Source organism: Cellulosimicrobium sp. SL-1 (genome assembly GCF_011033075.1).
GTDB lineage: Bacteria > Actinomycetota > Actinomycetes > Actinomycetales > Cellulomonadaceae > Cellulosimicrobium > Cellulosimicrobium funkei.
Genome location: NZ_JAACJC010000012.1, coordinates 139,115 through 163,085, shown reverse-complemented (window position 1 = coordinate 163,085; position 23,971 = coordinate 139,115). Strand labels below are relative to the sequence as shown.

The window sequence follows — 23,971 nt, the reverse complement described above, 5'->3', positions numbered from 1 at the left end:
CCGATCTCGACCGGATCGGTGCGGATCCGGTCGCCGTCCCCGTGCTCGACGGGGTGGTGGGCGAGGCCAGCGGGTCAGGGGGTCAGCAGAGGGTCAGCGGCATGCCGTCTCCGGGTAGGCGGCGGTCGTCTGCGTCTGCACGGCCCGTCCGTCGACGTCCTTCGTCGCGACGAGCGTGATCTCGCCCGCGGCGAGCGTCTTGCCCTTCACGGCGAGCGTCTTCTCGGCCGACTCGCCGGCGGGGACCGCCGAGAACGTGTGCTCGCCCGCGGGGGTCTGCACGTGCACGTCGATCGGCACCGAGTCCTCGTTCGTCACGGACGCCGTCAGCCAGAGCTGCTGGCCCGCGGCCTTGCACGACGGCGTCGCGGTGCCGGAGAAGCGGACCGTCGTCGAGCCCGGCTCGGCGCCGACCGTGGCCGCCGTCGCGGACTGGTCGAACGACGCGTTGCCGAAGGTCGTGAACCAGCCCTGGGCGGTCGCGAAGTCGTCGGTGAAAGCGCGCGACAGGAGCAGCAGGAGCCGTGCCTTGACGGCCGTGAGGTCGCCGCCGGCGATGATGCCGTTGCCGCCCCCGTACGACGACCCCGACCCGGTGCGCGTCGTCGAGACGAACCAGACACCCTTGTCGCGGACAGCGGCGGTGCGGGCCTGGCTCATGGCGGACGAGATGCCCCCCGCACCCGTCCCCGCGGTGACGATGCCGCGGACGCCCGCGTTCGCGAACGCCGTCACGGCCTCGCCGCCGGCCTGCTGGTAGGACATGAGGATCTCGACGCGCGGGAGCGTCTTCGCGTCGACCTTCGCGAGGTCGAACGGCGTGAACCACTCCTCGGTGTCGCACGCGAGCACGCGCGCCGGGGCCCGGCCGAGCGTGACGTTGTCGCCGTCGATCCAGCCGAGCACGCCGTACTCGCGCGTCTGGAACGTGTCGGTGCGGTACGAGTTCGACTTCGTGACCTCGCGGGCCGCCTGGATCTCGTCGTTGAGCATGAGCACCGTGCCGAAGCAGAAGGTCTGCTGGGACGCCGCGACCTTGATCGCGTTGTAGAGGTTCGCGGGCGCGTCCGTGCCGAACACGAGGCTCGAGTCCGGCCCGGCGCCCGACCCCCACGGGCGCATCGAGCCGGACGTGACGACGGGCTTGCGCGACCGCACGGTGAGGTCGAGCCAGTACGCGAACTCCTCCTGCGTGTCCGTGCCGGTCGTGACGACGACGGCGTCCGCCGTCTCGAGCTGCTTCTCCACCTCGAGCGTGAGCGCGTGGAACTGCTCCATCGAGTAGCCGGACGAGCCGGCGTTGCCGAACTGGACGGCGGTGACGTCGGCGACGGCGTCGAGCTCGGGCCGCAGCGTGTTCAGCATGTCCTCCATGCGGTACGTGCCGGCGCGGTAGCTCGTGAACGTGTCGCGGCCGGTCGCCTTGCCGGCCATCGTGCCGCCGGTCGCGACGACGACGACCTTCGGCTTCTCCGCCGCGGCGGTCGCCGTCGCGGTCGCGTACCGCGCGGACGTGATGCCGAGCGGGTTGGCCGGTGCGGTCCCGGCCGCGAGCACCGGTGCCGCGGCACCCTCGGCGCGCGCGGCGGCGGCCGACGCCCGGGAGTCGGCGACGGTGTACGCGACCGTCGCAGCGAGGGCGGCGCACGCGAGCACGAGCGCGACGACGGCCGCGACGGCGCGGCCGGACAGGGTCAGGGTGAACGTTCTCAACAGGGGGCCTTCCGTCGGGGGGAACATCTGGCCCGCCCGACGCTAGGGACCGTGTGTTGCCTGGGGATTGCCTGGGCGTAAGAAGTACGGACGTGCCGGTTACCGGCGGAGCGGTTGACCCGCGCTCCCCGCGGGTCCAGCCTGGCGGGAGGGCCGGCGTCGGTCCGGCCCGGTCAGGAGCGGTCATGGACGATCGCGACGCCGCCCTCCTGCGGGCGCACGAGCACGCCGCCGCGTGGCTCGACTCCCTCGCGACGCGCCCGGTCCCGCCCCGGGCGGGCGTCGCCGACGTCGTCGCCGCGCTCGGCACGGACCTGCCGGACGGTCCCAGCCCGGCCGCCGACGTCGTCGACCTGCTCGCCACGGCGTGCGGGCCGGGCCTCACCGCGATGCCGTCGGGCCGCTTCTACGGCATGGTCATCGGCGGCAGCCACCCGGCGGCGCTCGCGGCCGACTGGCTCACGAGCGCGTGGGACCAGAACTCCGCGCTCCGCACCGTCACCCCCGCCCACACGGCCGTCGAGGACGTGACGAGCGCGTGGCTGCTCGAGCTGCTGGGCCTGCCCGCGTCGGGCGCGGTCGGGTTCGTCACCGGCGCCACGACCGCGAACTTCACGGCGCTCGCCGCCGCGCGCGGCGAGGTGCTGCGCCGCGCGGGGTGGGACGTGCGGCGCGACGGCCTCACGGGTGCGCCGCGCGTGCGCGTGCTCGTCGGTGCCGAGCGGCACGAGTCCGTCGACCTCGCGCTGTCGTACCTCGGGCTCGGGGCGCCCGAGGTCGTCGCCGCGGACGACCAGGGCCGGGTCTCGGTCGCCGCGCTCGAGGAGGCGCTGGCCGACCGGGCCTCTCCCTCGCGGGACCAGACCTCTACCTCGCGGGACCAGAGCTCTACCTCGCGGGACCTGGCCTCTACCTCGCGGGACCGGGGCTCTGCCCCGGCGCCCACGATCGTGGTGCTGCAGGCGGGCAACGTGCACTCCGGGGCGTTCGACCCGTTCGGCCCGGCGGTCGAGGTCGCGCACCGGCACGGCGCGTGGGTGCACGTCGACGGCGCGTTCGGGCTCTTCGCCGCCGCGTCGCCGACGTACCGCCACCTCGTCGCGGGGTACGAGGGCGCGGACTCGTGGGCGACCGACGCGCACAAGACGCTCAACGTCCCGTACGACTGCGGGCTCGCGATCGTCGCGGACTTGGCGCCGCTGCGGGCCGCGATGGGCATGCACGGCGACTACCTCATCCAGAGCGAGGCGGGCGACCCGCTCGACAAGGTGCCCGAGCTCTCGCGGCGCGGTCGCGCGTTCCCCGTCTGGGCGGTGCTGCGGGCGCTCGGTCGCTCGGGCGTCGCCGACCTCGTGGACGGGTTCTGCCGCCACGCGGCGACGTTCGCCGACGCGGTGCGCGCGCTCGACGGCGAGGTGCTGCACGACGTCGTGTTCACCCAGGTGTGCGCGGCGTTCGGGGACGACGCGCGGACGCAGGACGTCGTGCGGCGCGTGCTCGACGACGGGACCGCGTGGATGTCCGGCTCGCGCTGGCACGACCGCGCCGTGCTCCGCGTCTCCGTGAGCTCCTGGGCGACGACGGACGCCGACGTCGCGGTGAGCGTCGGCGCGCTCGGCCGGGCGGTCGCTGCGACCCGCGTCTGACGACCGGCCCCGGGCGTCGGTGCGACCCCCAGGGCCGGTGGTGCGTCAGCGCCCGCCGTGCCGGCCGAGGTCGATGCGCACGAGGTGCCCGTCGGGCGGCGTCGTCTCGTCCGCCGGGAGGGCGTTCGTCGTCGCGAGCAGACCCTTGCCGTCCCACTCGAGGCCCGCGGGGAGCGGGACCTCGACGAGGGTGCTCGGCCCGCGCTTGCCGACCTGCGAGATCTTCCCGCCGAACAGCTCGGCGACGTAGACCGTGCCGTCGCCGGACACGGCGAGGTTGGTCGCTCCGAGGAACCCGGAGGCGAGCTGGCGCACCGCGCCGCGCCAGGGATCGACCGTGTACACCGCGCCGCGCGCGCCGAGGCTCGCGTCCTCGGGCCCGCCGGGGAGCGTCGTCACGTAGAGCACGCCGCGCGGGCCCACCTCGACGTCCGTCGGGACGGGCTCGAACCAGTACGTCTGCCCGACGACGCACGCGGGCCACCCGAGGCCCGCCGCCGCCTCGGCGGTGACGACCGCGGGCTGCGCGGGCAGCACGGCCACCGTCCGGACCCGGCCGCGGTCGCTCACCGACAGGATCGCGTTGGCGCCCGCGTCGGCGACGTACGTGGTGCCGCGGGACGACGTCGTGGCGTACGGGTGGGAGTCCGCGATCCCCGTGTACCGGGGCGGGACGGGCGACGCGGGGACCTGGGCGACGCACGCCGGGTCGGTGTCGCGCAGGCCGTAGGTCACGCCGCCGTCGGGGTTGTTCGCCTGCTCGTACGCGAACGTGTCCGCGAGCACGACGGGCGCGCCCGTCGGGTTGCCCTGCCGGTCGGTCTGCAGCGTCGAGACCTCCGACGCGACCGGTCCCTCCTCGCCGAGCTGCGTCTCGGTGAACGTGATCCGGCGGCCGTCGAAGGAGACGCCCCCGACCTCTCCGCCGTCGGGCGACGCGTAGAGGACGGTCGGGGTGCCGTCGCGGCCGACGGCCGTGAGCAGCCCGGCGAAGTTCTGGGTGACGTAGGTGGTGCCGCGCGGCCCGACCGCGAGGCTGAGCGGCGTGACGAGGCCGGTCGCGACGTCGGTCACGGTCGGCGGGCGCGGCGAGGGCTTGCCGCCGTGCGCGACGGCGGGCCCCGCGACGAGCACGAGGGCGGCCGTCGCGGCGGCGACGGCGGCGGGCAGGGCGGTGCGGAGTCTTCTCATGGGTGCTCCTGGTCCGGCGGTCCCGCGGGGGCGAGGGGAGCCGGCGCGCGCTGCTGTCGGCGCGGGCGTCGCCCCGGGGACGAGGGTGAGGTGGTCGTCGGGCCGGACGACGTGGCGCGCCGGGGGCGTGCCGTGCGACCGGCGAGGCGCCGGCCGGGAGTCTGCTGTGCGTCGGCGGTGAGCACAGACCTCCGAGTGTGCACCTGCGGGCGGCACGGGTCCACCATCGTCGCCCCGGGCGACGAGCGCCCGGGGCGACGGCGAGACCGGTGGGTCAGCCGCGGACGGCCAGGTCCACCCAGACGAGCCGGTGGTCGCTGCTCGGGAACGGGAAGACGCCGGTGAGCCGCGAGAGCGGGTCGGCCTGGACGGGCCAGAACACGCCCGCGTCCCGGACCCGCACGTCGCGCGACGGGAGCACGTAGTCCGCGCGCAGGTTCCCGGGCGCGGTGTCGGCGAAGTCGGCGGTGTCGAGCGCCTGGTCGCCCCGGTGGGTCGCGTTCGCCCCGCCCTGGAGCGCGGCGGCCTCGACCGCTCCGGTGGACCGGGGCGCCGGGTCCTGGACGCGCCGGTGGTCGAGGAGCTGGTCGATCGCGGCGTCCACGGAGTCGCCGTCCAGCGGGTCGGCGTTCTGGTCGCCCAGGACGACGAAGCTCGCGCCCGGGCGCAGCCCGCCGCGCCGGCCCGCGTCGTCGTACACGTAGCGCGACGCCGTGCCGGGCGTCACGTAGTCCGCCCAGAACCGGATCTCGTCGTGGTTGCGGCGGCCGTTGCGGTCCTCGGGGCCGTCGAACGTGGGCGGGGTCGGGTGCGACGCGAGCACGTGGACGGTCTGCCGCCCCACGCGCACCGGGACGTCCCAGTGCGACTTGCTCGACAGCCGCACCACGTCGAGCTCCTCGGGCGTGAACCAGTCGGCGGGCGCGGGCGTCGCGGGGTCGTCCGGGAGGAGCGCTCCCGGCATGTCCTTCCACAGGAAGTGCTGGAACGTGCGGACGCCGCGCGTGTCGATCGGGTACCGCGACAGCACGACCATGCCGTACTGCCCCTCGAACGCGCCGAAGCCGAACGCGTCGTCCCCGCCGCCGACCACGCCGTCGTCGTTCAGGTCGAACCCGCTGGGCACGCCGGTGTTCGACGGCGCGACGTACGCGTAGCGGTACTCGATCGGCTCGGCGCCGCCCTGCGGGACCTCGAGGTAGTGGTCGCGGAACAGGTCGACGGCGCGCCCGCCGGGCACGAAGTCGAACTCGTTGAGCAGCACGACGTCGGGCCGCGTGCGCTGGAGCACCTCGGCGATCGTCGCGGCCTGCGGGTCGTCGGGGGTCGAGAGGTCGGCCTCGAGCTCGCCCGCGGCGGCGCGGTTGAGGCTCGCGTTGTACGTCGCGACGCGCAGCGTCCCGCGGTCGTGGCCGTGGCGGTCGCCGTGCGCGGCGGCGGGCGCGGCGCCCGCGCCCACGACGGCGAGGGCCGCGGCGGCCGCGAGGGCGGGGACGAGCGCGGTGCGTGCTGCGCGCGGTCGGCTGCGGGGCGCGGTCGGGGTGGACGGTCTCGTGGACACGGTGGCTCCTCGTCGTCGGGGACGGTGGTCGTCGAGAGGTTCCCCGCCACCGTACGCACGGGTGCCCACGCCCGGAAGGTCGGGAAGGTGTCGCGCGGGCGAACACCCGGCGCCGGGCCGGGGTGACGATGTGGGTGCCCGGTGGGACCGTGAGACATGGACACCTCGCCGTCCCGACCCGTCCGCACCTACCCGCACGGCGTGCCCTGCTGGGTGGACACCGAGCAGCCCGACGTCGACGCCGCCCTCGCGTTCTACGGCGCCCTCTTCGGGTGGGAGTTCGAGGACCGGCTCCCGCCCGGCGCGGGGGAGCGGTACGTCGTCGCCTCGCTCGGCGGGCAGGACGTCGCGGCCGTCGCGACGGGCCGCGGCGAGCCCGGCTGGATCACGTACGTCGCGGTCGACGACGTGGACGCGTCCGCGCGCGGCGTCCCGGACCTCGGGGGCGAGGTCCTCGACGGCCCGACGACGGTCGGCCCGCCGGGGCGCATGGCGACCGTGCGCGACCCCCAGGGCGCGACGTTCCGGCTGTGGCAGCCGGGCACGCGGCTCGGTGCCCAGCGCGCCAACGAGCCGGGCACGTGGAACTTCAGCGTGCTGCGCACGCCCGACGTCGCGCGGGCCCTGCACTTCTACGGCCCGCTGCTCGGCTGGGAGGTGAGCCCGGACCTCGGAGCCGGGATGGCGCGCGTCGAGGGCTACGGCGACCACCTCGCGCGGACCGTCAACCCGGAGATCGACGCGAACCAGGCGGGCGCGCCGCCCGGCTTCCGGGATGTCGTGGCGGGCGTCCTGGAGGAGCCCGGACGCGCACGCCACACCGTGACGTTCGCCGTCGCGGACCGGGACGCCGCGGCTTCGGCGGCCGAGCGCGCCGGTGCGGTGGTGCTGTCCTCGGCCGACACGGGGTGGACGCGCGAGGCGGAGGTCCGCGACCCGCAGGGTGCGGTGCTCACGCTCTCGCAGTTCACGCCGCCCGAGGGCTTCTGACCGGACGCTGACCGCCGGGTGGAGGCGGGTGCGGCATCATGACGCCGTGAACGTCGTCACGCGCAGCCCGCACGCCCAGGTCGTCGACCGTCTCCGCGCCGCGGACCTCGAGTACGGGCGCGTCGGCCCGACGGACGAGCGCGGCTGGACCTTCGCCGAGGTCGACACCGAGAACGGCACGGCGACCGACGCGGCGGACGCCCCGACGTCGGCCGCGGAGGCCCTCGCGCAGGTCGACGCGCTCGTGCCGGTCCCGTGGGTCGTGCAGCTCGACGCGGGCTCGGACCTGCTGCCCGAGGGCGTGAGCGCGATCCTCGCCGCCCGCACGGACGCCGTCGCGCCGCCGGTCGTCGTCACCTGGGCCCCCGCGCAGCCCGGCTCGACCACCGACCACACGATGCGCCTCGACGGCGACCCGGGCGCCGTGCTCGCGGCCGTCGGCGCGCTCGTCGGGCTGCGCGACGCGACGACGGCCGCGGACCGGCTGCGCGCGCTCGAGCACCCCGACGACCTCCTCGAGGCGTTCGCGGCGGTCGCGGACCTGCCCGCGACGGACTCGGCGGCGCCCGACGCCGTCGTGCAGCTCGTCCGCGCCGACGCTGCGTTCGTCCGCGCCGCCGTGCGCCGGGCGGGCACGGCGTGGGTGCGCGCCACCGACGAGCGCACCGTCGTCTGGAGCGCCGCACGCCCCGAGGTGCCGAGGTTCGGCGCGGCGGACGAGGCGGAGCAGGAGGCGTTCCGGTCGGCCCTCTCGGGCGAGTTCCGCGCCCGGTCCACGATCGAGCGCGGCCTGCGGGCCGGGGAGGTCGTCGTCAGCCTGGAACGGACCGGCGGCCGCGTCGCCTGGACGCTCAGCACGCCGGGGCGCCCGTGGGTCTTCGGAAGCTGGAACGACACCTGGACGGACCTCTCGACGTCCGGCCCCGAGGGCGCGTACGAGGCCTTGGCCGAGGCGTTCGGCGCGCCGCGCGACCCGGGCCGGCTGCGCGCGCTGCTCGCCTCGTCGACCTGGCCCGGCGACCCCGTCGCCGAGCTCGCCTACCTCCTCGGGCTGCCCGCCGCGCTCGTCGAGGCCGTCGAGGACCCGGCGCGGTTCCGGCACGGCGCCGAGCGCGTCCAGCCCCTCGGCCCGACGGCGCCGCTCACCGCGACCGAGAAGGCGGCCCTCGTCGCCCGCGCGCCCCGGCGGGGCGCGGGGAGCGCGGCGTGGGACGTCGTCCTGCTGGTGCTGGGCCTCGCGCTGCTCGGCCTCGGGGCGGCGATCCTCGCGACGGACGGCGCCGTCGTCGGGTCGGACGGACCGCCCGGGTGGGACGTCGTCCCGTGGGTCGCGGGCGGCGCCCTCGTCCTCACCGGCTGGGTGCGGGCCGGGTCCGCCCGCGGGGAGCGGCGACGCTTCCTCGCCGACGCGTGAGCGCCCGTCCCCGGTCGGCTCCGACCGGGGACGGGCGACGTACCGGGCCGCTGCGCGCAGCGGCCCGGTCGATGTCAGGCGCCCCGTCAGGCTGCCCGGTCAGGCTGCCCGGTCAGGCTGCCCGGTCAGGCTGCCCGGTAAGCGGCCGTCGAGGTGGTCGACCTCCTCGAGCAGACGCTCGCGCGTGGCCGTGTCGCGCACGAACTTCTCCACGACCTTGCGCACCGACGCCCACCGCCCGGCCTCGGCCGCGTCGAGCGCCTTCGTCAGCTGGCCGGGCGGGAGGTCGAGCGCCGCGAGGCGCGAGCGCAGGCCCTCCGGCGTGACGGTCACGACGACGGTCGTCTCCGCGGTCGCCTCGCCGCCCGCGCCCCGCGCGGTCGCGGTCACCGTGTGCTCGCCGAGCGCGAGGTCCGCGGCCGGGACGACCGCCCCGTTGTCCACGGGCTCGCCGTCGAGCGTCACGACCACCTCGTCCGCGTCCGTCGTGCTCGCCGCGACGACGAGCGTGCCGCCCCGCTCGACCTCGGTGCCCTCCGCGGGGCTGACGATCGTGACCGTCGGCGCGCCGGGCGCGGGCGCCTCCTGCTCGCGCGCCTGCTTCCACCCGACGAACGCCCCCGCGCGGTCGGTGATGATGCCGTCGACCCCGATCTCGGTGAGGCGCGCCCAGTCGGCGGCGGAGTTCACGGTGTACGGCATGACGGCGACGCCCGCCGCGTTGAGGTCGGCGACGACGCCCGGACGCGCGAGCAGCGCGCTCGCCGACGGGTTGTACATGACCGCGTCGAGGTCCTGCGCCGCGGCGACGGGGTCGGCGTCGAGCGCGCCGCGGAGCAGCCCGCGCGGGATCTGCGGGGCGTGCTCGCGCGCGGCGCGCAGCGCGTCGACGTCGAACGACTGGAGCACCACGCGGTCCTCGAGCCCGGCCTCGACGACCATGTCGACGACGCGCTCGACCTCCGCGGACGTCTCGGGCCCCTTGATCTCCAGGAGCAGGGTCGACGAGCCGGTCTCCAGCAGGTCGAGCAGCTGCGCGAACGACGGCAGCCGCTGCCCGGCGAACGCGGGCGAGAACCAGGACCCGGCGTCGAGCGCGGTGACCTGCTCGCCCGCCAGGACGGCGACGTCGCCCGTGCCGTCGGTCGTGCGGTCGACCGTCTGGTCGTGCAGCACGACGGGGACGCCGTCGGCCGTGGTGTGCACGTCGACCTCGACGTACTCCGCCCCCGTGCGCATCCCGGCCGCGACGGCGGCGAGCGTGTTCTCGGGAGCCACCGAGGAGTAGCCGCGGTGCGCGACGGTGACGGGCAGCTCGCCGTCGCCGCCGACGTACGACGCGGGCTCGATCTCCGTGACGGTCACGTCGTCGACGCTCACGGTCGCCCCGGCGGTGACGAAGCCGAGCGCGCCGTCCCGCGACCGGTCGATCCGCCCCTCCAGCACGGTCCGCCCGTCGAGCGCGTACGTGACGGCCGCGCCCTGCACCTCGACGGACAGGTGCACGTCGCGCCCGGTCGCGGCGTCGGTCGGCGCCGAGCCGGTGTACGGGACGTTCCACGCGTCCGCGGCGGTGCGCTGGGCGATCTCGACGCCGTTGGGCGCCGTCGTCGTGGTGCGCAGGACCGCCTGCCACCACGGGGTCGTGCCGTCGGGCGCGACGTCGAGGATCGCGCCCGCCCAGCGCGACGCGTTGTCCACGCTCTCGAACCGGAGCGTCGCGTCGAGCCGGTAGTTCTCCGCGGAGCGGCCGAACACGATCCGCGCGGGCGACGACCCGTCGGGTGCGTCGCCGACGAGCCGGCCGTCGCGCACCTGCCAGTCGCCGAGCACGGGCGTCCAGCCCTCGGGGAGGTCGTCGCCGTCGAACGACTCGGCGAGCAGCACGTCGCCGGGTGCGGCGGCCGCCGGGGCCGCGAACGGCACGGTCGCGGTCGTGGCCGTGGCGGCGACGAGGGTCGTCGCGAGCAGGGTCCCCGCCAGTGCGGCGGCGGTGCCGCGCACGGCGCGGCGTCGGGTGGTCGTCATCGGGTCCTCCGAGCGTCGGGTCGGTTGCCCCGGCGACCCTAGGAACGCGGCGTTGCGCTCCGGTGGACGCCGGGCGACGCCCCGGGGACGGTCAGGTGTCGGGACGCCGCCGCCCCCTCGGCATCCCCCCGAGCCTCACCCGGGCGGCCCGGTCGCGCCCGTCAGGAGCAGGCGACGTCGGCCCCTGCCGCCCCGTCGACCACGGGGTTGATCCCTGCCGAGCACGGGGTTGGCGACGTGTTTCGCCGGGAGAGCGACCCCAACCCCGTGTTCGGCGGAGGTCTCTGCCGGGCGGGGGGGGGGGGGGGGGGGGGGGGGGGGGGGGGGGGGGGGGGGGGGCGGGGAGGCGGTCAGGCGGGGAGCGGGGTGCTCGGGCGAGCGGGGGCGGGGCGGGCGGCGACGTGGCCGTGGCCGGCGACGTCGACCCCGACCGCGAGGAGGCGGGGGACGCCGTCGGTCACCTCGACGGTCGAGACGGACGCGTTGGGCAGCGCGACGAGGCCGGTGGGGGCGAGCGTCGCGAGCCACGCGCCGAGCGTGAGGCCGTGCCCGACGACGAGCACGTGCCGGTCGCGCGTCGCGCCCGGGCGGGACGCGTCGTCGTGCGCGGCGACGACGCGCGTGAACACCGCGCGCACGCGAGCCATGAAGTCCCGGCCCGGCTCGCCGCCGCCGACGCCCGGGTGGGTGCCCGCGAGCATGCGGGGCACGAGCTCGGCCCACGGCTCGACGGCGTCGAGCTGCGACTCCGGGCGCCGCTCGTAGGAGCCGAACGACAGCTCGCGCAGGTCGGGGTCGACCGTGAGCGGGAGGTCGGAATGGTGCCGCAGGATCTCCATCGCCGTGAGGACCGCGCGGCCCTGCGGCGAGGAGTACGCGGCCGCGAAGTCGTGCCGCGCGAGGTGCTGCGCCGTGACGCGCACGCCCGCGCGTCCGGTGCGGGTGAGGGGGGAGTCGCACGCACCCTGCAGGTGGCGTCGTGCGTTGAGGTAGGTCTGCCCGTGGCGTACGAGCGTGATCGTCAGGGTCATCGTCGCTGTGCCCTCTCCGGTGCGTCCCGGTCTGCTGGTCACGGCCGACGCTAGGGGACGGGGGTGTCGGGACGACGACCGCCGGGTGACGCCGGGGTGGCGGGTGCCGGAACGCCGTCCCTCAGGAGCGCGCGGTGACCTCGTCGCGGTGCCGGGCGTCGTCGGGCCCGGGAGCGTCGTCGGCGCCGCGCGGACCCGCCTGCTCGGCGTCGGGTGCCTCCGCCTGCACGGGCACGCGCTCCTCGGGCTGCTCGGGAGCGACGGGCGCGGGCCACGGCTCGTCGGCGACGGCCGACCCGGCGTGCGGTCGCGCGCCCGCGTGCCGGTGCGCGACCACCGCGAGCGGCGCCACGAGCACCCCGCACACCATCCCCCACGAGAGGCCCGCCTCGAGCACGGGGAGGGTGCGGCCGGCGTCGGGCAGCACGCCGCCCGCGGCGAGCGTGGAGGAGACGACGGGCACCGCCGCGGCGAGGGCCGCACCCCCGGCGCACGCGAGCCACACCCCGAGCAGCAGCGCCGCGCGGCCCTCGACCGGCGGCAGGCGTCGCGCGGCGAGCGCCGTGAGCAGCCCGACCGCGAGACCGACGCCGACGGGCAGCAGCAGGTGCACGGGGTCGGCGAGGAGCGCCGCGCGGTCGACGGCGATCCGGGCGGAGGGCAGCAGCACGACGTCGCGCGCCACGCCCCACGGCGACTGCGGGTCCGCCGCCCCGGGGAGCGTCGTGCGCCCGACGCCCGCGGCCGCCCACAGCACGCCCGTCGCCGTGCCCGCGGCGAGCGCGGCGGGCCACGCGCGCACGCGCGGCGGCGTCCGGGTGTGCCGCGTGCCGGCGGGGTCGTCGTGGCGGTCGGTGAGGGCGCGCGCGACGGCGACCGTCACCGCCACGAGCGGGCCGTTGACGAACCCCCACCAGCCGCCGAGCGCGGTCGCGACGAACCGGCTGATCGTGTCCGCGCGCCAGGCGAGCGTGACGCCCGCGAACCAGGCCGCCGTCGCGGCGAGCGCGGACGCGAGCACGGCCGCGCCCCAGACGGCGAGGAACGCGGCCCAGCGGCCCTCGCCCGCGGGCAGGCGCCGCAGCACGAGGTGCGTGCCGAGGGCGACGACCCCGCCCGCGAGGGCGGCCGTGAGCACGGTGCTGCCCGACACCTGCTGACCGCCCGTGACGACGCCGGTCGGGTGGGGCAGGAGCGTCCGGACGAGCCCGGCGGGCAGGGCGTGCGCCGCCCCGGCGAGCCAGTCCGCGACCCGCCCGGTGACGACCCAGAGCACCGCGGTGAGCGTCCCCGCGGCGACGACGGCGGGCACGGTCCTCGATGACGGCATCCTGCGAGGGTAGTGGCAACGCGCGGCCGCGCGGACCGCTCAGTTCCGGCGGCGGTCGCCGTCTCTACGCACGGGGACCTGCCGCGACGCGCGGCGGGACGACGACACGGAGGACGTCATGAGCGAGACCACGACCCGCACCACGAGCCGCACCCTGGACGTGCCGGGAGCCGTCCTGGCCTACGACGTCCGGACCCCCGCGGCGCCGGGCGACCTGCCGCCGCTCGTCGTCATGGGCTCGCCCATGGCGGCGTCGGGGTTCGGGCAGCTCGTGGACCTGATCGACGACCGGGTGGTCGTCACGTACGACCCGCGCGGCACGGAGCGCAGCACGCTCGCCGCCGACGGCGAGGTGTCGGTCGAGCGGCACGCGGACGACCTGCACGAGGTCGTGGCCGCCCTCGGGCTGGGGCCGGTGGACGTGTTCGGGTCGAGCGGGGGCGGCGTCGTCGGGCTCTCGTGGATCGAGCGGCACCCGGAGGACGTGCGGACGTTCGTCGCGCACGAGCCGCCCATCACGCCGCTGCTGGAGGACGCCGCGACCGCGACGGCGGTGCAGGCGGACATCGTGGAGACGTACCGCCGCGAGGGCTTCGGGCGCGCGATGGCGAAGTTCGTCGCGCTCGTCAGCCACGTGGGCCCGCTGCCCGCGGACTACCTCGACCGCCCGGCGCCCGACCCGGCGATGTTCGGCTTCCCGACGGACGACGACGGGTCGCGCGACGACCTGCTCCTCGGCCGGAACCTGGCCACCATGCCGTCGTGGGCGCCCGACGGCGACGCCCTGCGTGCGGCGGCGACCCGCATCGTCCCCGCGGTGAGCGCCCAGGGCGAGGGCACGCTCGCGTGGCGCGGCGGTGCCGCCCTCGCCGCCCTCCTGGGCGTCGAGCCGGTGACGTTCCCGGGCGACCACGGCGGCTTCATGGTCAACGAGTGGTCGCCCGCGAACGACCCGGCGGCGTTCGCGACGACCCTGCGCGAGGCGCTCGCGGGCTGACGGCGCGTCCCGGACGCGCCCCGCGTCTCAGCGGAGGGCGGCGAGGGCGAGGCAGCCCAGGCCGAGAACGACGTCGAAGTACAGGCACGCCTCCGCCATCGGCCGGGGGACGACCTCGCCGCGCCGGTGGTGGACGACGTCCCACGCGGCGTGGCCGGCCAGGGTCAGCCCTGCCACGACGAGACCGATGCCCGGGTCGACGGCGAGCGCCACCACAGCGAGGGAACCGTAGCCGAGAAGTGCGGCCGCCTGGGGGAGCGTCGGTCGTGCTGCGCCGCGCGCGACGCCGATCCCGAGCAGCACGAGCGCGGTGAGCCCGATGCCGGCCCACCAGGGGATGCCCGCCACCTCGCTCGCGACCACGACGAGCGAGGCGCCGAGGATGCTCACCCAGGCGATCCAGGGGCGTCCGAGCGCTGCTGCGGCCACGTAGCAGAGCGCGGCCGCGCTCACGCCGATCGCCAGGGTGGTGCGGTCGGCCACGCCGATCGCGAGCAGCAGGACGGCGACGCCGAGGCCGAGCGCGGCGGGCCAGCGGGCCACGACGGCCCGGGCGGTGCTCGTCCCGGTGCTCGTCCCCGTGCTCGTCTGGGTGCTCGTCCCCCGCGCGGTTCCGGAGCGCGGTCCGGTGGTCTGCCGGGCGGTGCGTGGAGTGCTCATGACGTCCTCGTCTCTCGTGGCGGTCGCGGTCGGGCGACCGCGCTCTCCTGGGAGGAACAGCCTCACCCTGGGCCGCGGTACTCCCCGGGGGTATCGTGGACGGTGTCCGGATCCGTGGACCGGACGTCGGGAACCCGGGGGTGACGGCTCATGGCGGAGCGGTTGGTGGCGGTCGTCGGCTACGCCGGCGCGGAGCTCCTGGACATCGCGTGCGTGACCTCGACCCTCGTCCTCGCGAACCGTGTGGGCGCCGCGCCCCCCTACCGGGTGGTGCTGCTGACCCCGGGCGGGCGACCCGTCGCGTGCGACTCGGGCCTCACGCTCGCGAGCCACGGCTCCCTCCAGCGGTGGGTCGAGCCGGTCGACACGGTCGTCGTGACCGGAGGGCTCGGCCACGAGGAGGCCGGTGCCGACCCGCTCGTCGTCGCGCACGTGCGCCGGGTGGCCGCCCTGAGTCGCAGGGTCGCGTCGGTCTGCACGGGCGCGACCGTCCTCGCGGCGACGGGTCTCCTCGACGGGCGTCGTGCCACCACGCACTGGCGCTACGCCGACCGGCTCGCGCAGGAGTACCCCGCCGTCCGCGTCGACCCGGCGCCCATCTACGTGCGCGACGACAACGTCTACACGTCGGCGGGCGTGACGAGCGCGCTCGACCTCACGCTCGCGCTGGTCGAGGAGGACAACGGTCCGGAGCTCGCCCGCAGGGTGGCCCGCGCGCTCGTGACGTACCTCCAGCGTCCGGGGAACCAGGCCCAGATGAGCGTCTTCACGGCGGCCCCTCAGGTACGGGACGCATGCGTCCGGGCCGTGGTCGACCTCGTCGCCGCGCGGCTCGACGGAGACCTCTCGCTCCCCGCCCTCGCCGCCCACGCGGGCGTGAGCCAGCGCCAGCTCACGCGCCTGTTCGTCCGGCACCTCGGCCGCACGCCGGCGCGGTACGTCCGGCGAGCCCGGACCGAGGCGGCGGCCCACCTGCTCGCGTCGACCGACCGCCCGGTCACCACCGTCGCCCGCGAGTGCGGGCTGAGGTCCGCGGAGGCGCTGCGGCAGGCGTTCGCCGCGGAGTACGGCCTCGCGCCCTCGCAGTACCGGGCCGCGCACCGGCGTGCCGGGCGCCTCGCCCCGCCTGGCGGGACCGGTCCGGGAGCCGCCGGGCTCCGCGGCGCGCGCGGCGAGCAGGAGCGGCTGCCGACGTAGGGAACCCGCGCACGGCCCACCGGGCCCGTCGCGGGTACGTCCACCTACGAGGTGGCGAAGAGCGGCGCGCGGCCGGGCGGCTGCGCGGGCGGCGGGTCCTGGATCCCGGCGAGCAGGGGCCGCTCGAAGACCGCGTGCTCGGGCGTGAGCTCGAACGGCTCGTCGCCGTGCACGACCCGCAGCCGCTCGCCGGACTCGAGGCGGTACGTGACGCCGTCGGGCCGGACCTCGACGCGCGCCCGGGCGTCGCCGTGGTGGACGGCGAGCGCGAGCCGCGTGAGCCGGGACGGGAGCCGGGGGGCGAGGCGGAGCCCGTCGTCGTCGTGCCGCAGCCCCACGATGCCCGTGACGACGGCGGTCCAGGCGCCCGCGAGCGACGCGACGTGCAGCCCGCCGTCGGTCGAGCCGCGCAGGTCGCACAGGTCGAGGAGCGCGCACTCGCGCGCGTAGTCGTACGCGAGGTCGACGTAGCCGATCTCCGCGGCGACGACCGCCTGCACGGGCGCCGAGAGCGACGAGTCGCGGACGGTCAGCGGCTCGTAGTAGTCGAAGTCGCGGCGGCGCTGCTCGGGCGTGAACTCCTCGGGCGCGGCGTGCAGGGCGAGCACGAGGTCGGCCTGCTTGACGACCTGCCGCCGGTACAGCTCGACGTAGTGCACGTGGTCGTCGAGCGGGAACCGCGCGGTGCCCCGCGACTCGAAGTCCCAGGGGGCGTGCCGCGTGAAGTCCTGCGACTGCTCCGTGACGCCGAGCTCCGCGTCGTACGGGACGACCATCCGGTCCGCCGCACGCCGCCACCCCGCGCGCTCGTCCGGGGTCACGTCCAGCCGCGCCGCCTGCTCCGGGAACCGCTCGCACAGCTCGTCGGCCGCGCGCAGGTTCTTGCGCGCCATGAGGTTCGTGTACGTGTTGTTGTCCACGACGGCGGTGTACTCGTCGGGCCCGGTCACGCCGTCGATGCGGAAGCCGGCGGCCGTGTGGTGGCCGCGCCCGGCCCACAGCCGCGCGGTCTGCACCACCAGATCGACGACGACGTCCCGGGCGAGCTCGTCGTCGTGCGTGGCGGCGACGTGCCGCACGGCTGCGAGCGCGACGGCCGACGAGACGTGGAGCGCGGCGGTGCTCGCGGGCCAGTAGCCCGACGACTCCCGACCGCTGATCGTGCGCCACGGGAACGCCGCGCCGGGCAGGCCCAGCTCGGCGGCCCGCTCGCACGCGTGGGGGAGGGTGGCGTGCCGCCAGCGCAGGTGCGCCGCCGCGGCGTCGGGCAGCACGTGGTCCAGCACGGGGAGCACGAACGTGTCCGAGTCCCAGAAGGCGTGGCCCGCGTAGCCGGTGCCCGTGAGGCCCTTGGCCCGCACGCCCACGGCCTCGACCCGCGCCGACGCCTGGACCACCTGGAACAGGCTGTGCCGCAGGGCCTGCTGCATCTCGAAGTCACCGTCGAGCTCGACGTCGCCCCGGTCCCAGACCGCGGCGAGGGCGTCGGCCTGCTCACGCTCGAGCGCGTCCCAGCCCGCGTCGACGGCCGCGGCGAGCACGGTGTGCGCGTGCGCGGGGAGCGCGTCGGCATCCGCGCCGCCCGCGTACGCGGCGAGGACGACGACCTCCAGCCACTCGTCGGCGCGCAGGTCGACGGTGAGGACCGCGGCGCCGCCGCGGTGGTGCCAGCGCGGGCGGACGCCGTCCGCGGCGTCGACGAGGTGCGCGGTCTCGGCCGCGACGCCGCGCTCCGAGCGCACGGTCCGCTGTCGCACCGACGACCCCTCGGCGTCGTGCCGGCACGAGACGGTGACCAGCCCGGGCGCCTCGCGGCCCGGGTCCTGCCCGCCGTGCGCGCAGCCGGGGACCGGGCGCAGGGTGACGGTGACGTCGTCGTGCGCGAGCACGCGCCAGCGCGACGCGACGACCTCGCGGCGCGAGAGCGGCACGAGCCGCTCGTTGTGCAGCGTGACGGTCCCGCCCGACGGCGCGGTCCAGCGCAGCTCGCGCCGCAGCACGCCCCGGCGCAGGTCGAGCACGCGCTCGTGCGCCTCGACCGTGCCGTCGGGTCCGGCGGGGTCGGCGGTCCGGACGTCGACCGGCTCCCCGTCCACGGACCAGCCGACCCGCCACGCGTCGACGACCGGCACGAGGCGCTCCTCGACCTCGGGGTAGGCGTACGCGCGCTCCGCGTAGGTCTGCTCGAACTCCTCGTGGACGGAGGCGACGAGGGTCGCGGGGTCGTCGTCGGGGTCCGCCTCGTCGAGCGTTCCGCGGACGCCGACGTACCCGTTGGCGAGGGACAGGAGGGACGCGGCCGTGGCCGGGTCGTCGACGTCGAGGGCCGACTCCCGGACGGACCACGCGGGGAGGTCGCGAGTCACGCGGTCACTCCACCACGACGCCGTGTCGCACACCCGTCCGGGGCGTGTCCGAGCGCCGTCCAGGGCCGCTCCGGAGACAAGTGTCGATCGGCCGTGGACTTTTGCTTGTTGTCGACACAACTTTCGCCTACCTGTTGACATCCATGCACTGACTGCGGTGTCATGAACCTCGTTGCCCCTGGAACCGACCAGGGGGCCGGACGTCGGCGCAGGGGAGCCCGTCGTCCGGACCGACAGCCGGACGGTACGCACCGACGCGTACCCCGGCGGGGCCCGACGGCCCTGGACCTCGCCCCACGGCCGGTCTCCCACCGGCCCGGGTCGAGCCCCGCACGACCGAGCAACCTCTCGACCCTCTGCGACCGCGGGACACCCCCGCACCACCCAGTCCTGCTGCTCAGAGTCCCCCGCACCACCTCGGGGAGCCTCCGCGCGCCCGAGCGCGCCGGCACGCGGGGCGGCGACCGCCGTCCCGCCGGTCCGGCGCGCCACGGACCGCCCGGACGACCCCGTACGCCCGGAAGGAGTCCCCCATGCCCGACCCGACGACCGAGACGGCGCCGAGGCCGCTCTCGAGGCGGGCCCTGCTCGCCGGGGCCGGCGTCGTCGCTGCCAGCCCCGCCGCCGCGCTCCTGCTCGGAGCCGGCGGCAGCGTCGCCGCGGCGCCCCCCGCCGCCGCCGCGACGACCGTCACCGCAGCCACCGGCGTCCGCAAGATCACCATGTACGCCGAGCGGATCTCCGACACGCTCGTCGGCTACGGGCTCGAGCGCGGCAAGGCGACCGTCCCCGGGCCCATCCTCGAGATGTGGGAGGGCGAGACCCTCGAGATCACGCTCGTCAACACGACGGACAAGCGTCTGTCGATCCACCCGCACGGCGTGAACTACGACGTCAACAGCGACGGCAGCACGTTCAACAACTCGTTCAACGAGCCGGGCGAGACGCGGACGTACACGTGGTCGACGGTCAAGATGGCGCGCGACCGCGGCATCTGGATGCCCGGCAGCGCGGGGTACTGGCACTACCACGACCACGCGTGGGGCGAGCACGGCACGCAGGGCCTCGCGGCGGGCCTCTACGGCGCGCTCGTCGTGCGCCGGGTCGGCGACGTGCTGCCGCAGAAGCAGTTCACGATGGTCTTCAACGACATGACCATCAACAACAAGGTCGCGCCGGACACGCCGATGTTCGAGGCGAAGCTCGGCGAGCGCGTCGAGTTCATCTGCATCGGCCACGGCAACCAGCTCCACACCTTCCACCTCCACGCGCACCGCTGGGCGAACAACCGCACCGGCCTGCTCGCGGACCAGTACGACCCGAGCCAGGTCGTCGACAACCGGGACCTCAACCCGGGCGACGCGTTCGGGTTCCAGGTCGTCGCCGGGCTCGGCGTAGGGCCGGGTGCGTGGATGTACCACTGCCACGTCCAGTTCCACTCCGACGGCGGCATGGCGGGCATCTTCCTCGTGCGCAACGCCGACGGCTCGATGCCGCCGGGCGCCCAGGAGTCGATCGACCGCTTCCAGGGTCACGGCAGCCACACCATGTCGGCCCCGTCCGGGGCCGCGCCGTCCGGCGCCGCCGCGACGACGAGCGCCCCGGCCACCGCCCCCGGCGGTCCGGCCGGCGGTGGCTCCGGGCCGGCCGTCGTCGACCTCACGGGCCACGCCGGCCACTGACCGTCCGCCGGTGAGGTGGGGCGGGCCGTCGGCCCGTCCCGCACCCGGCAGGACCCGCTCCCGGCCCGTCCGGGGGCGTCGCACCGATGACGAAGGAGTTGGAGAGTGCTTTCCAGACGATCGACACCCCCCACGAGGGGGCGCTCCCGACCGGGGGCACTACGGGCCCTGACCGTCGGCCTGACGGGCATCGCGCTCGTCGCGAGCGCCGCCGTCCTCCCGGCGGCGGCCCAGACCGGCGCCACCGCACCGACCACCGCGGTCAGCGCGGGCGGGTCCCTCGCGGCGGGGTCCGTCGCCGCCGCGCCGGCCGCCGCAGCCGCGCCCGTGCGCGTGCTCGTGTTCCACGGCGCGCCCGACGAGCAGACCGACCCCGTCGTCGACGCGACGGCGGCGCTCACCGAGATCGGGGCCGCCAACGGCTTCGAGGTCGAGGCGACGTCCGACCCGGAGATGATCAGCGCGGCGACGCTCGGCGAGTACCGCGGCGTCGTCATGCTCTCCGCGGAGGGCATCGAGCTGAGCGGCGAGCAGGAGGCCGCCCTCCAGGCGTACATCAACGGCGGCGGCGGCTTCCTCGGCGTGCGCGACGCCGCGCGCTCGCAGGAGGCCTCGAAGTGGTTCGAGGGCCTCGTCGGCGCCCGGATCAAGGGCGCCACGATGACGGCGGAGAAGGTCGCCGAGGCGACCGGCACCGGCCGCAGCCCGGCCGCCGAGACGCCGGCCAAGGCCGTCGACGGCGACCCCAACACCAAGTGGCTGACGTTCGCCCGCACGGGCCAGCTCACGCTGCGCATGGAGCAGCCCGTCGCGGTGGTGAAGTACGGCATCACGTCGGCGAACGACTCCGCGGGCCGCGACCCGAAGAACTGGAAGCTCCAGGGCTCGACCGACGGGCAGACGTGGGTCGACCTCGACACGCGCGCCGACGAGGACTTCCCGCAGCGCTTCCAGCCGCGCACGTTCGACGTCGCGAACGAGACCGCGTACGGCTGGTACCGGCTGGACGTCACCGCGAACTCCGGCGACGCCGAGGTCCAGCTCGCGGAGCTCTCGATCTACGGCCCCGACTCCGTCGAGCAGCCCGACCCGGAGATCCCGCTCGAGGAGCGCACGGTCGACCTGGTCGACCGCCAGCACCCCGCGACGGCGGACCTCCCGCTCACGTGGGACCGCGAGGACCGGTGGCTCGAATGGGCCGACGACCCGACCGGTGACGTGCACACGGTCGCGACGCTCGAGCCCGGCCCCGACGCCGGCCCGACGACCAACCCGTTCCAGCCCGTCTCGTGGTGCCGCGACTACGACGGCGGCCGGTCGTTCTTCACCGGCATGGGCGGCACGCCCGAGAGCTGGGCGGACGCGACGTTCCGCGAGCACCTGCTCGGTGCGCTCCAGTGGACGACGGGCGTGGTGCGCGGCGACTGCCAGGCGACCATCGCGTCGAACTACAAGGCCGAGCGGCTGTCCCAGGTGAACACGGCCGGCACGCTCGACCAGAACGGCGAGCAGCACGGTCTGACGATCGCGCCCGACGGCACGGTCTTCTACATCGGCCGCGGCGCCTGCCCGACCGGCCCGATCGTCCCGTGGAGCGACCCGAACGTGGGCCTCGGCTGCGGCACGATCCACCAGTGGGACCCGGAGACGGGTGAGGCGAAGCTGCTCACGACGCTCGACGTCATGGGCAACCGCGGCAGCGGCGACGAGCTGGTGAAGAACGAGGAGGGGCTGCTCGGCATCGTGCCCGACCCCGACTTCGCGACCAACCACTGGCTCTACGTGTACTGGATGCCGCACGAGAACATCGACCGCGAGCGTCGCGTCGGCTACCGGACCGTCTCGCGGTTCACCTACGACCCCGAGACGCCGACGATCGACCAGAGCACGCGCGTCGACCTGCTCGAGTGGGAGACGCAGATCCACAGCTGCTGCCACGCGGGCGGCGGCATGGCGTTCGACAGCGAGGGCAACCTCTACATCGGCTCGGGCGACAACAACTCGTCCGGCGGGTCGAACGGGTACTCCGGCAACAACTGGACGCAGGAGTTCGCGGGCATCAGCTTCCAGGACGCGCGCCGCACGTCGGGCAACACGAACGACCTCAACGGCAAGATCCTGCGGATCCACCCCGAGGACGACGGCACGTACACGATCCCGGACGACAACCTGTTCCCGGTGGGCGAGTACCCCGCGGACAAGACGCGCCCGGAGATCTACGTCATGGGCGTGCGCAACATCTCGCGCCTCCAGATCGACCCCGACACCGACTGGCTGACGGCGGCCTGGGTGGGCCCGGACGCCGGCAGCCCGAGCCCCGAGCTCGGCCCGGCGAAGTACGAGACGGCGACGATCATCACGTCCGCGGGCAACCAGGGCTGGCCGTACTGCATGGGCAACAAGCAGCCGTACCGCGACCGGAGCAACGAGGACGCGAGCGTCCTCACCGGCTGGTACGACTGCGACAACCCGAAGAACACGTCGCCCCGCAACACGGGCCTCGTGGACCTCCCGCCGGTACGGAACAACATGATCTGGTACTCGCCCTCGGGCGGCGGGCCGGTCTTCCCGGACCGCGGCAACGGCATCCCGACGTACGAGGACGACGAGGCGACCTACACCATCCCGTGGCTGCGGGGCGGCGGCCAGGCCGTCATGTCCGGTCCGACGTACCGCCAGTCGCAGGTCGACCCCGAGTCCGACGTCGCGTGGCCGTCGTACTGGGAGGGCAAGTGGTTCATCGGCGACCAGTCGAACTCGAACAACCGCGTCGCGGTGACGGTCGACCCGGAGGACCTGGACGCCCCCGTGTTCATGGAGGACCTCCGCCAGATCATCCCGGGCGGCCGCGGTGACGGGCTGCTCCAGAGCTGGATGGACGCGAAGTTCGGTCCGGACGGCGCGCTGTACCTGGTCGACTACGCGGGCGGCTTCTTCAGCCTCGACCCGAACCAGAAGCTCATGCGGATCACGTACCAGGGCGGGGCCCCGACCCCGGCCCCGGCCGCGTCCGCGACGAGCATCCAGGGCGACCCGCTCACGGTGCAGTTCACGGGTGCGCGGTCCGGCGGCGTCTCCTACCTGTGGGAGTTCGGCGACGGCAAGACCTCGCGCCAGGCCAACCCGAAGCACAAGTACCCCCGCATCGGGACCTACGAGGCCAAGCTCACCGTCACGTACGCGGACGGCTCGACGGCCACCGTCACGACCGACGGCTCGCCGTCGTGCACCCTGCCCGACGAGCGCGAGACCGTGTTCTTCGGCGACGTCGACTCCACGGTCGAGAACCTCGACCTGGGCGCCTGCACGATGAACGACCTGTTCCAGGACGAGAAGGAGTGGCGCACCCACGCCCGGTTCCTGGCGCACGTCGAGTCGGTCGCGAAGAGCCTGTACGACGACAGCCGGATCGACGAGCGCGAGCGTGCTCGCCTCGTCGACGCCGCGGCGCGGTCCCAGATCGGCGTGGACCCGGGCGGGTACCGCACGATCTTCGACGGCACGCAGGAGTCGCTGTACGACTGGTTCCAGGCACCGAGCGGCAAGTTCACGCTCGAGCCGGGCGGTTCGCTGAAGTCGAGCGGCGGCCTCGGGATGCTCTGGTACGCGGGCGAGGAGCTCGGGGACTTCTCCGTGAAGCTCCTGTACCGCGACGTCTCCGAGGGCGACCACTACGCCAACACGGGCGTGTTCACCCGGTTCCCGAACCCGAACGACCCGGGCGACGTGCCGTGCGCGGCCAACCAGTCGCCCGCGTGGGTCGCGATCTCGTGCGGTCACGAGATCCAGATCTACGACGGTCCGACGGGCGAGCCGCAGAAGACCGGCTCGGTCTACAACTTCGACCCGCTCGGCCTGAACACCGGCGGCGAGAAGCCGAAGGGCGAGTGGAACGAGTACGAGATCCGGGTGGTCGGCCAGCAGTACACGATCATCCGCAACGGCGTCGTCATCAACGAGTGGGAGAACACCCCGGGACAGCAGTCGTCCCGTGCCGGTGACCCGCCGACCGACCTGCGCCAGTTCGACAGCGGGTTCATCGGGCTCCAGAACCACGGGAACGCGGACCTCATCGAGTTCCGCGACATCCGGGTCGCGGACCTGTAGCACCGCCGGGCGGGGGCGGCCGGCCAGGCCGTCCCCGCCCGTACCCGGCAGAGCCCCC

At 75.5% G+C, this 23,971-nt stretch carries 15 protein-coding genes; 7 read left to right on the top strand and 8 right to left on the bottom strand.

Features of this window, described 5'->3' with window-relative positions; all coding sequences use genetic code 11:
* Positions 1–93: 93 nt before the first annotated feature.
* Complete coding sequence (locus GWJ10_RS18145) at positions 94–1,713, bottom strand: asparaginase (protein ID WP_241005896.1); 1,620 nt, start codon at positions 1,711–1,713, stop codon at positions 94–96.
* 185 nt (positions 1,714–1,898) lie between these two features.
* Between GWJ10_RS18145 and GWJ10_RS18140 the strand changes: the two genes are divergently transcribed.
* The gene (locus GWJ10_RS18140; protein WP_163188812.1) at positions 1,899–3,359 is read left to right on the top strand and encodes a pyridoxal-dependent decarboxylase; all 1,461 of its coding nucleotides are present in this window, start codon (positions 1,899–1,901) and stop codon (positions 3,357–3,359) included.
* 45 nt (positions 3,360–3,404) lie between these two features.
* On the opposite strand, the gene GWJ10_RS18135 is transcribed toward GWJ10_RS18140, so the two are convergent.
* Both GWJ10_RS18135 and GWJ10_RS18130 read right to left on the bottom strand, forming a co-directional pair.
* Positions 3,405–4,550: a ScyD/ScyE family protein gene (locus GWJ10_RS18135; protein ID WP_163188811.1), complete on the bottom strand. Its 1,146-nt coding sequence runs from the start codon at positions 4,548–4,550 to the stop codon at positions 3,405–3,407.
* A gap of 274 nt (positions 4,551–4,824) precedes the next feature.
* The gene (locus GWJ10_RS18130) at positions 4,825–6,111 is read right to left on the bottom strand and encodes an endonuclease/exonuclease/phosphatase family protein (RefSeq protein WP_206158439.1); all 1,287 of its coding nucleotides are present in this window, start codon (positions 6,109–6,111) and stop codon (positions 4,825–4,827) included.
* Between the two features lie 156 nt (positions 6,112–6,267).
* Here GWJ10_RS18130 and GWJ10_RS18125 point away from each other — a divergent pair, with 156 nt between their 5' ends.
* Positions 6,268–7,101: a VOC family protein gene (locus tag GWJ10_RS18125; RefSeq protein WP_076404353.1), complete on the top strand. Its 834-nt coding sequence runs from the start codon at positions 6,268–6,270 to the stop codon at positions 7,099–7,101.
* Positions 7,102–7,147: 46 nt separating this feature from the next.
* The gene (locus tag GWJ10_RS18120; protein WP_163188810.1) at positions 7,148–8,515 is read left to right on the top strand and encodes a hypothetical protein; all 1,368 of its coding nucleotides are present in this window, start codon (positions 7,148–7,150) and stop codon (positions 8,513–8,515) included.
* Positions 8,516–8,614: 99 nt separating this feature from the next.
* Here the strand turns inward: GWJ10_RS18120 and GWJ10_RS18115 are convergent, their stop codons facing one another.
* From GWJ10_RS18115 to GWJ10_RS18100, 3 genes are all read right to left on the bottom strand, one after another.
* Positions 8,615–10,543: a glycerophosphodiester phosphodiesterase family protein gene (locus GWJ10_RS18115; RefSeq protein ID WP_163188809.1), complete on the bottom strand. Its 1,929-nt coding sequence runs from the start codon at positions 10,541–10,543 to the stop codon at positions 8,615–8,617.
* Between the two features lie 350 nt (positions 10,544–10,893).
* Complete coding sequence (locus GWJ10_RS18105) at positions 10,894–11,574, bottom strand: histidine phosphatase family protein (RefSeq protein WP_061268819.1); 681 nt, start codon at positions 11,572–11,574, stop codon at positions 10,894–10,896.
* A 121-nt stretch (positions 11,575–11,695) separates the two neighbouring features.
* Complete coding sequence (locus tag GWJ10_RS18100) at positions 11,696–12,904, bottom strand: hypothetical protein (RefSeq protein ID WP_163188808.1); 1,209 nt, start codon at positions 12,902–12,904, stop codon at positions 11,696–11,698.
* Between the two features lie 118 nt (positions 12,905–13,022).
* Here GWJ10_RS18100 and GWJ10_RS18095 point away from each other — a divergent pair, with 118 nt between their 5' ends.
* On the top strand, positions 13,023–13,901 hold the full coding sequence (locus tag GWJ10_RS18095) for an alpha/beta hydrolase (protein ID WP_163188807.1): 879 nt from the start codon (positions 13,023–13,025) through the stop codon (positions 13,899–13,901).
* 27 nt (positions 13,902–13,928) lie between these two features.
* On the opposite strand, the gene GWJ10_RS18090 is transcribed toward GWJ10_RS18095, so the two are convergent.
* Positions 13,929–14,561: a hypothetical protein gene (locus GWJ10_RS18090; protein ID WP_206158438.1), complete on the bottom strand. Its 633-nt coding sequence runs from the start codon at positions 14,559–14,561 to the stop codon at positions 13,929–13,931.
* A 150-nt stretch (positions 14,562–14,711) separates the two neighbouring features.
* On the opposite strand from GWJ10_RS18090, the gene GWJ10_RS18085 reads away from it, so the two are divergent.
* Positions 14,712–15,758 carry a GlxA family transcriptional regulator gene (locus GWJ10_RS18085; RefSeq protein ID WP_163188806.1) on the top strand — a complete coding sequence of 349 codons (1,047 nt, stop codon included), beginning with the start codon at positions 14,712–14,714 and terminating at the stop codon, positions 15,756–15,758.
* Between the two features lie 44 nt (positions 15,759–15,802).
* Here the strand turns inward: GWJ10_RS18085 and GWJ10_RS18080 are convergent, their stop codons facing one another.
* The gene (locus tag GWJ10_RS18080) at positions 15,803–18,124 is read right to left on the bottom strand and encodes a glycoside hydrolase family 65 protein (protein WP_163188805.1); all 2,322 of its coding nucleotides are present in this window, start codon (positions 18,122–18,124) and stop codon (positions 15,803–15,805) included.
* A gap of 533 nt (positions 18,125–18,657) precedes the next feature.
* Between GWJ10_RS18080 and GWJ10_RS18075 the strand changes: the two genes are divergently transcribed.
* Together GWJ10_RS18075 and GWJ10_RS18070 are read left to right on the top strand one after the other, a co-directional pair.
* Positions 18,658–19,806 (top strand): multicopper oxidase domain-containing protein, encoded by a 1,149-nt coding sequence (locus tag GWJ10_RS18075; RefSeq protein WP_082774719.1) that lies wholly within the window; start codon positions 18,658–18,660, stop codon positions 19,804–19,806.
* 105 nt (positions 19,807–19,911) lie between these two features.
* Positions 19,912–23,913: a ThuA domain-containing protein gene (locus GWJ10_RS18070; RefSeq protein WP_241005895.1), complete on the top strand. Its 4,002-nt coding sequence runs from the start codon at positions 19,912–19,914 to the stop codon at positions 23,911–23,913.
* Positions 23,914–23,971 lie beyond the last annotated feature (58 nt).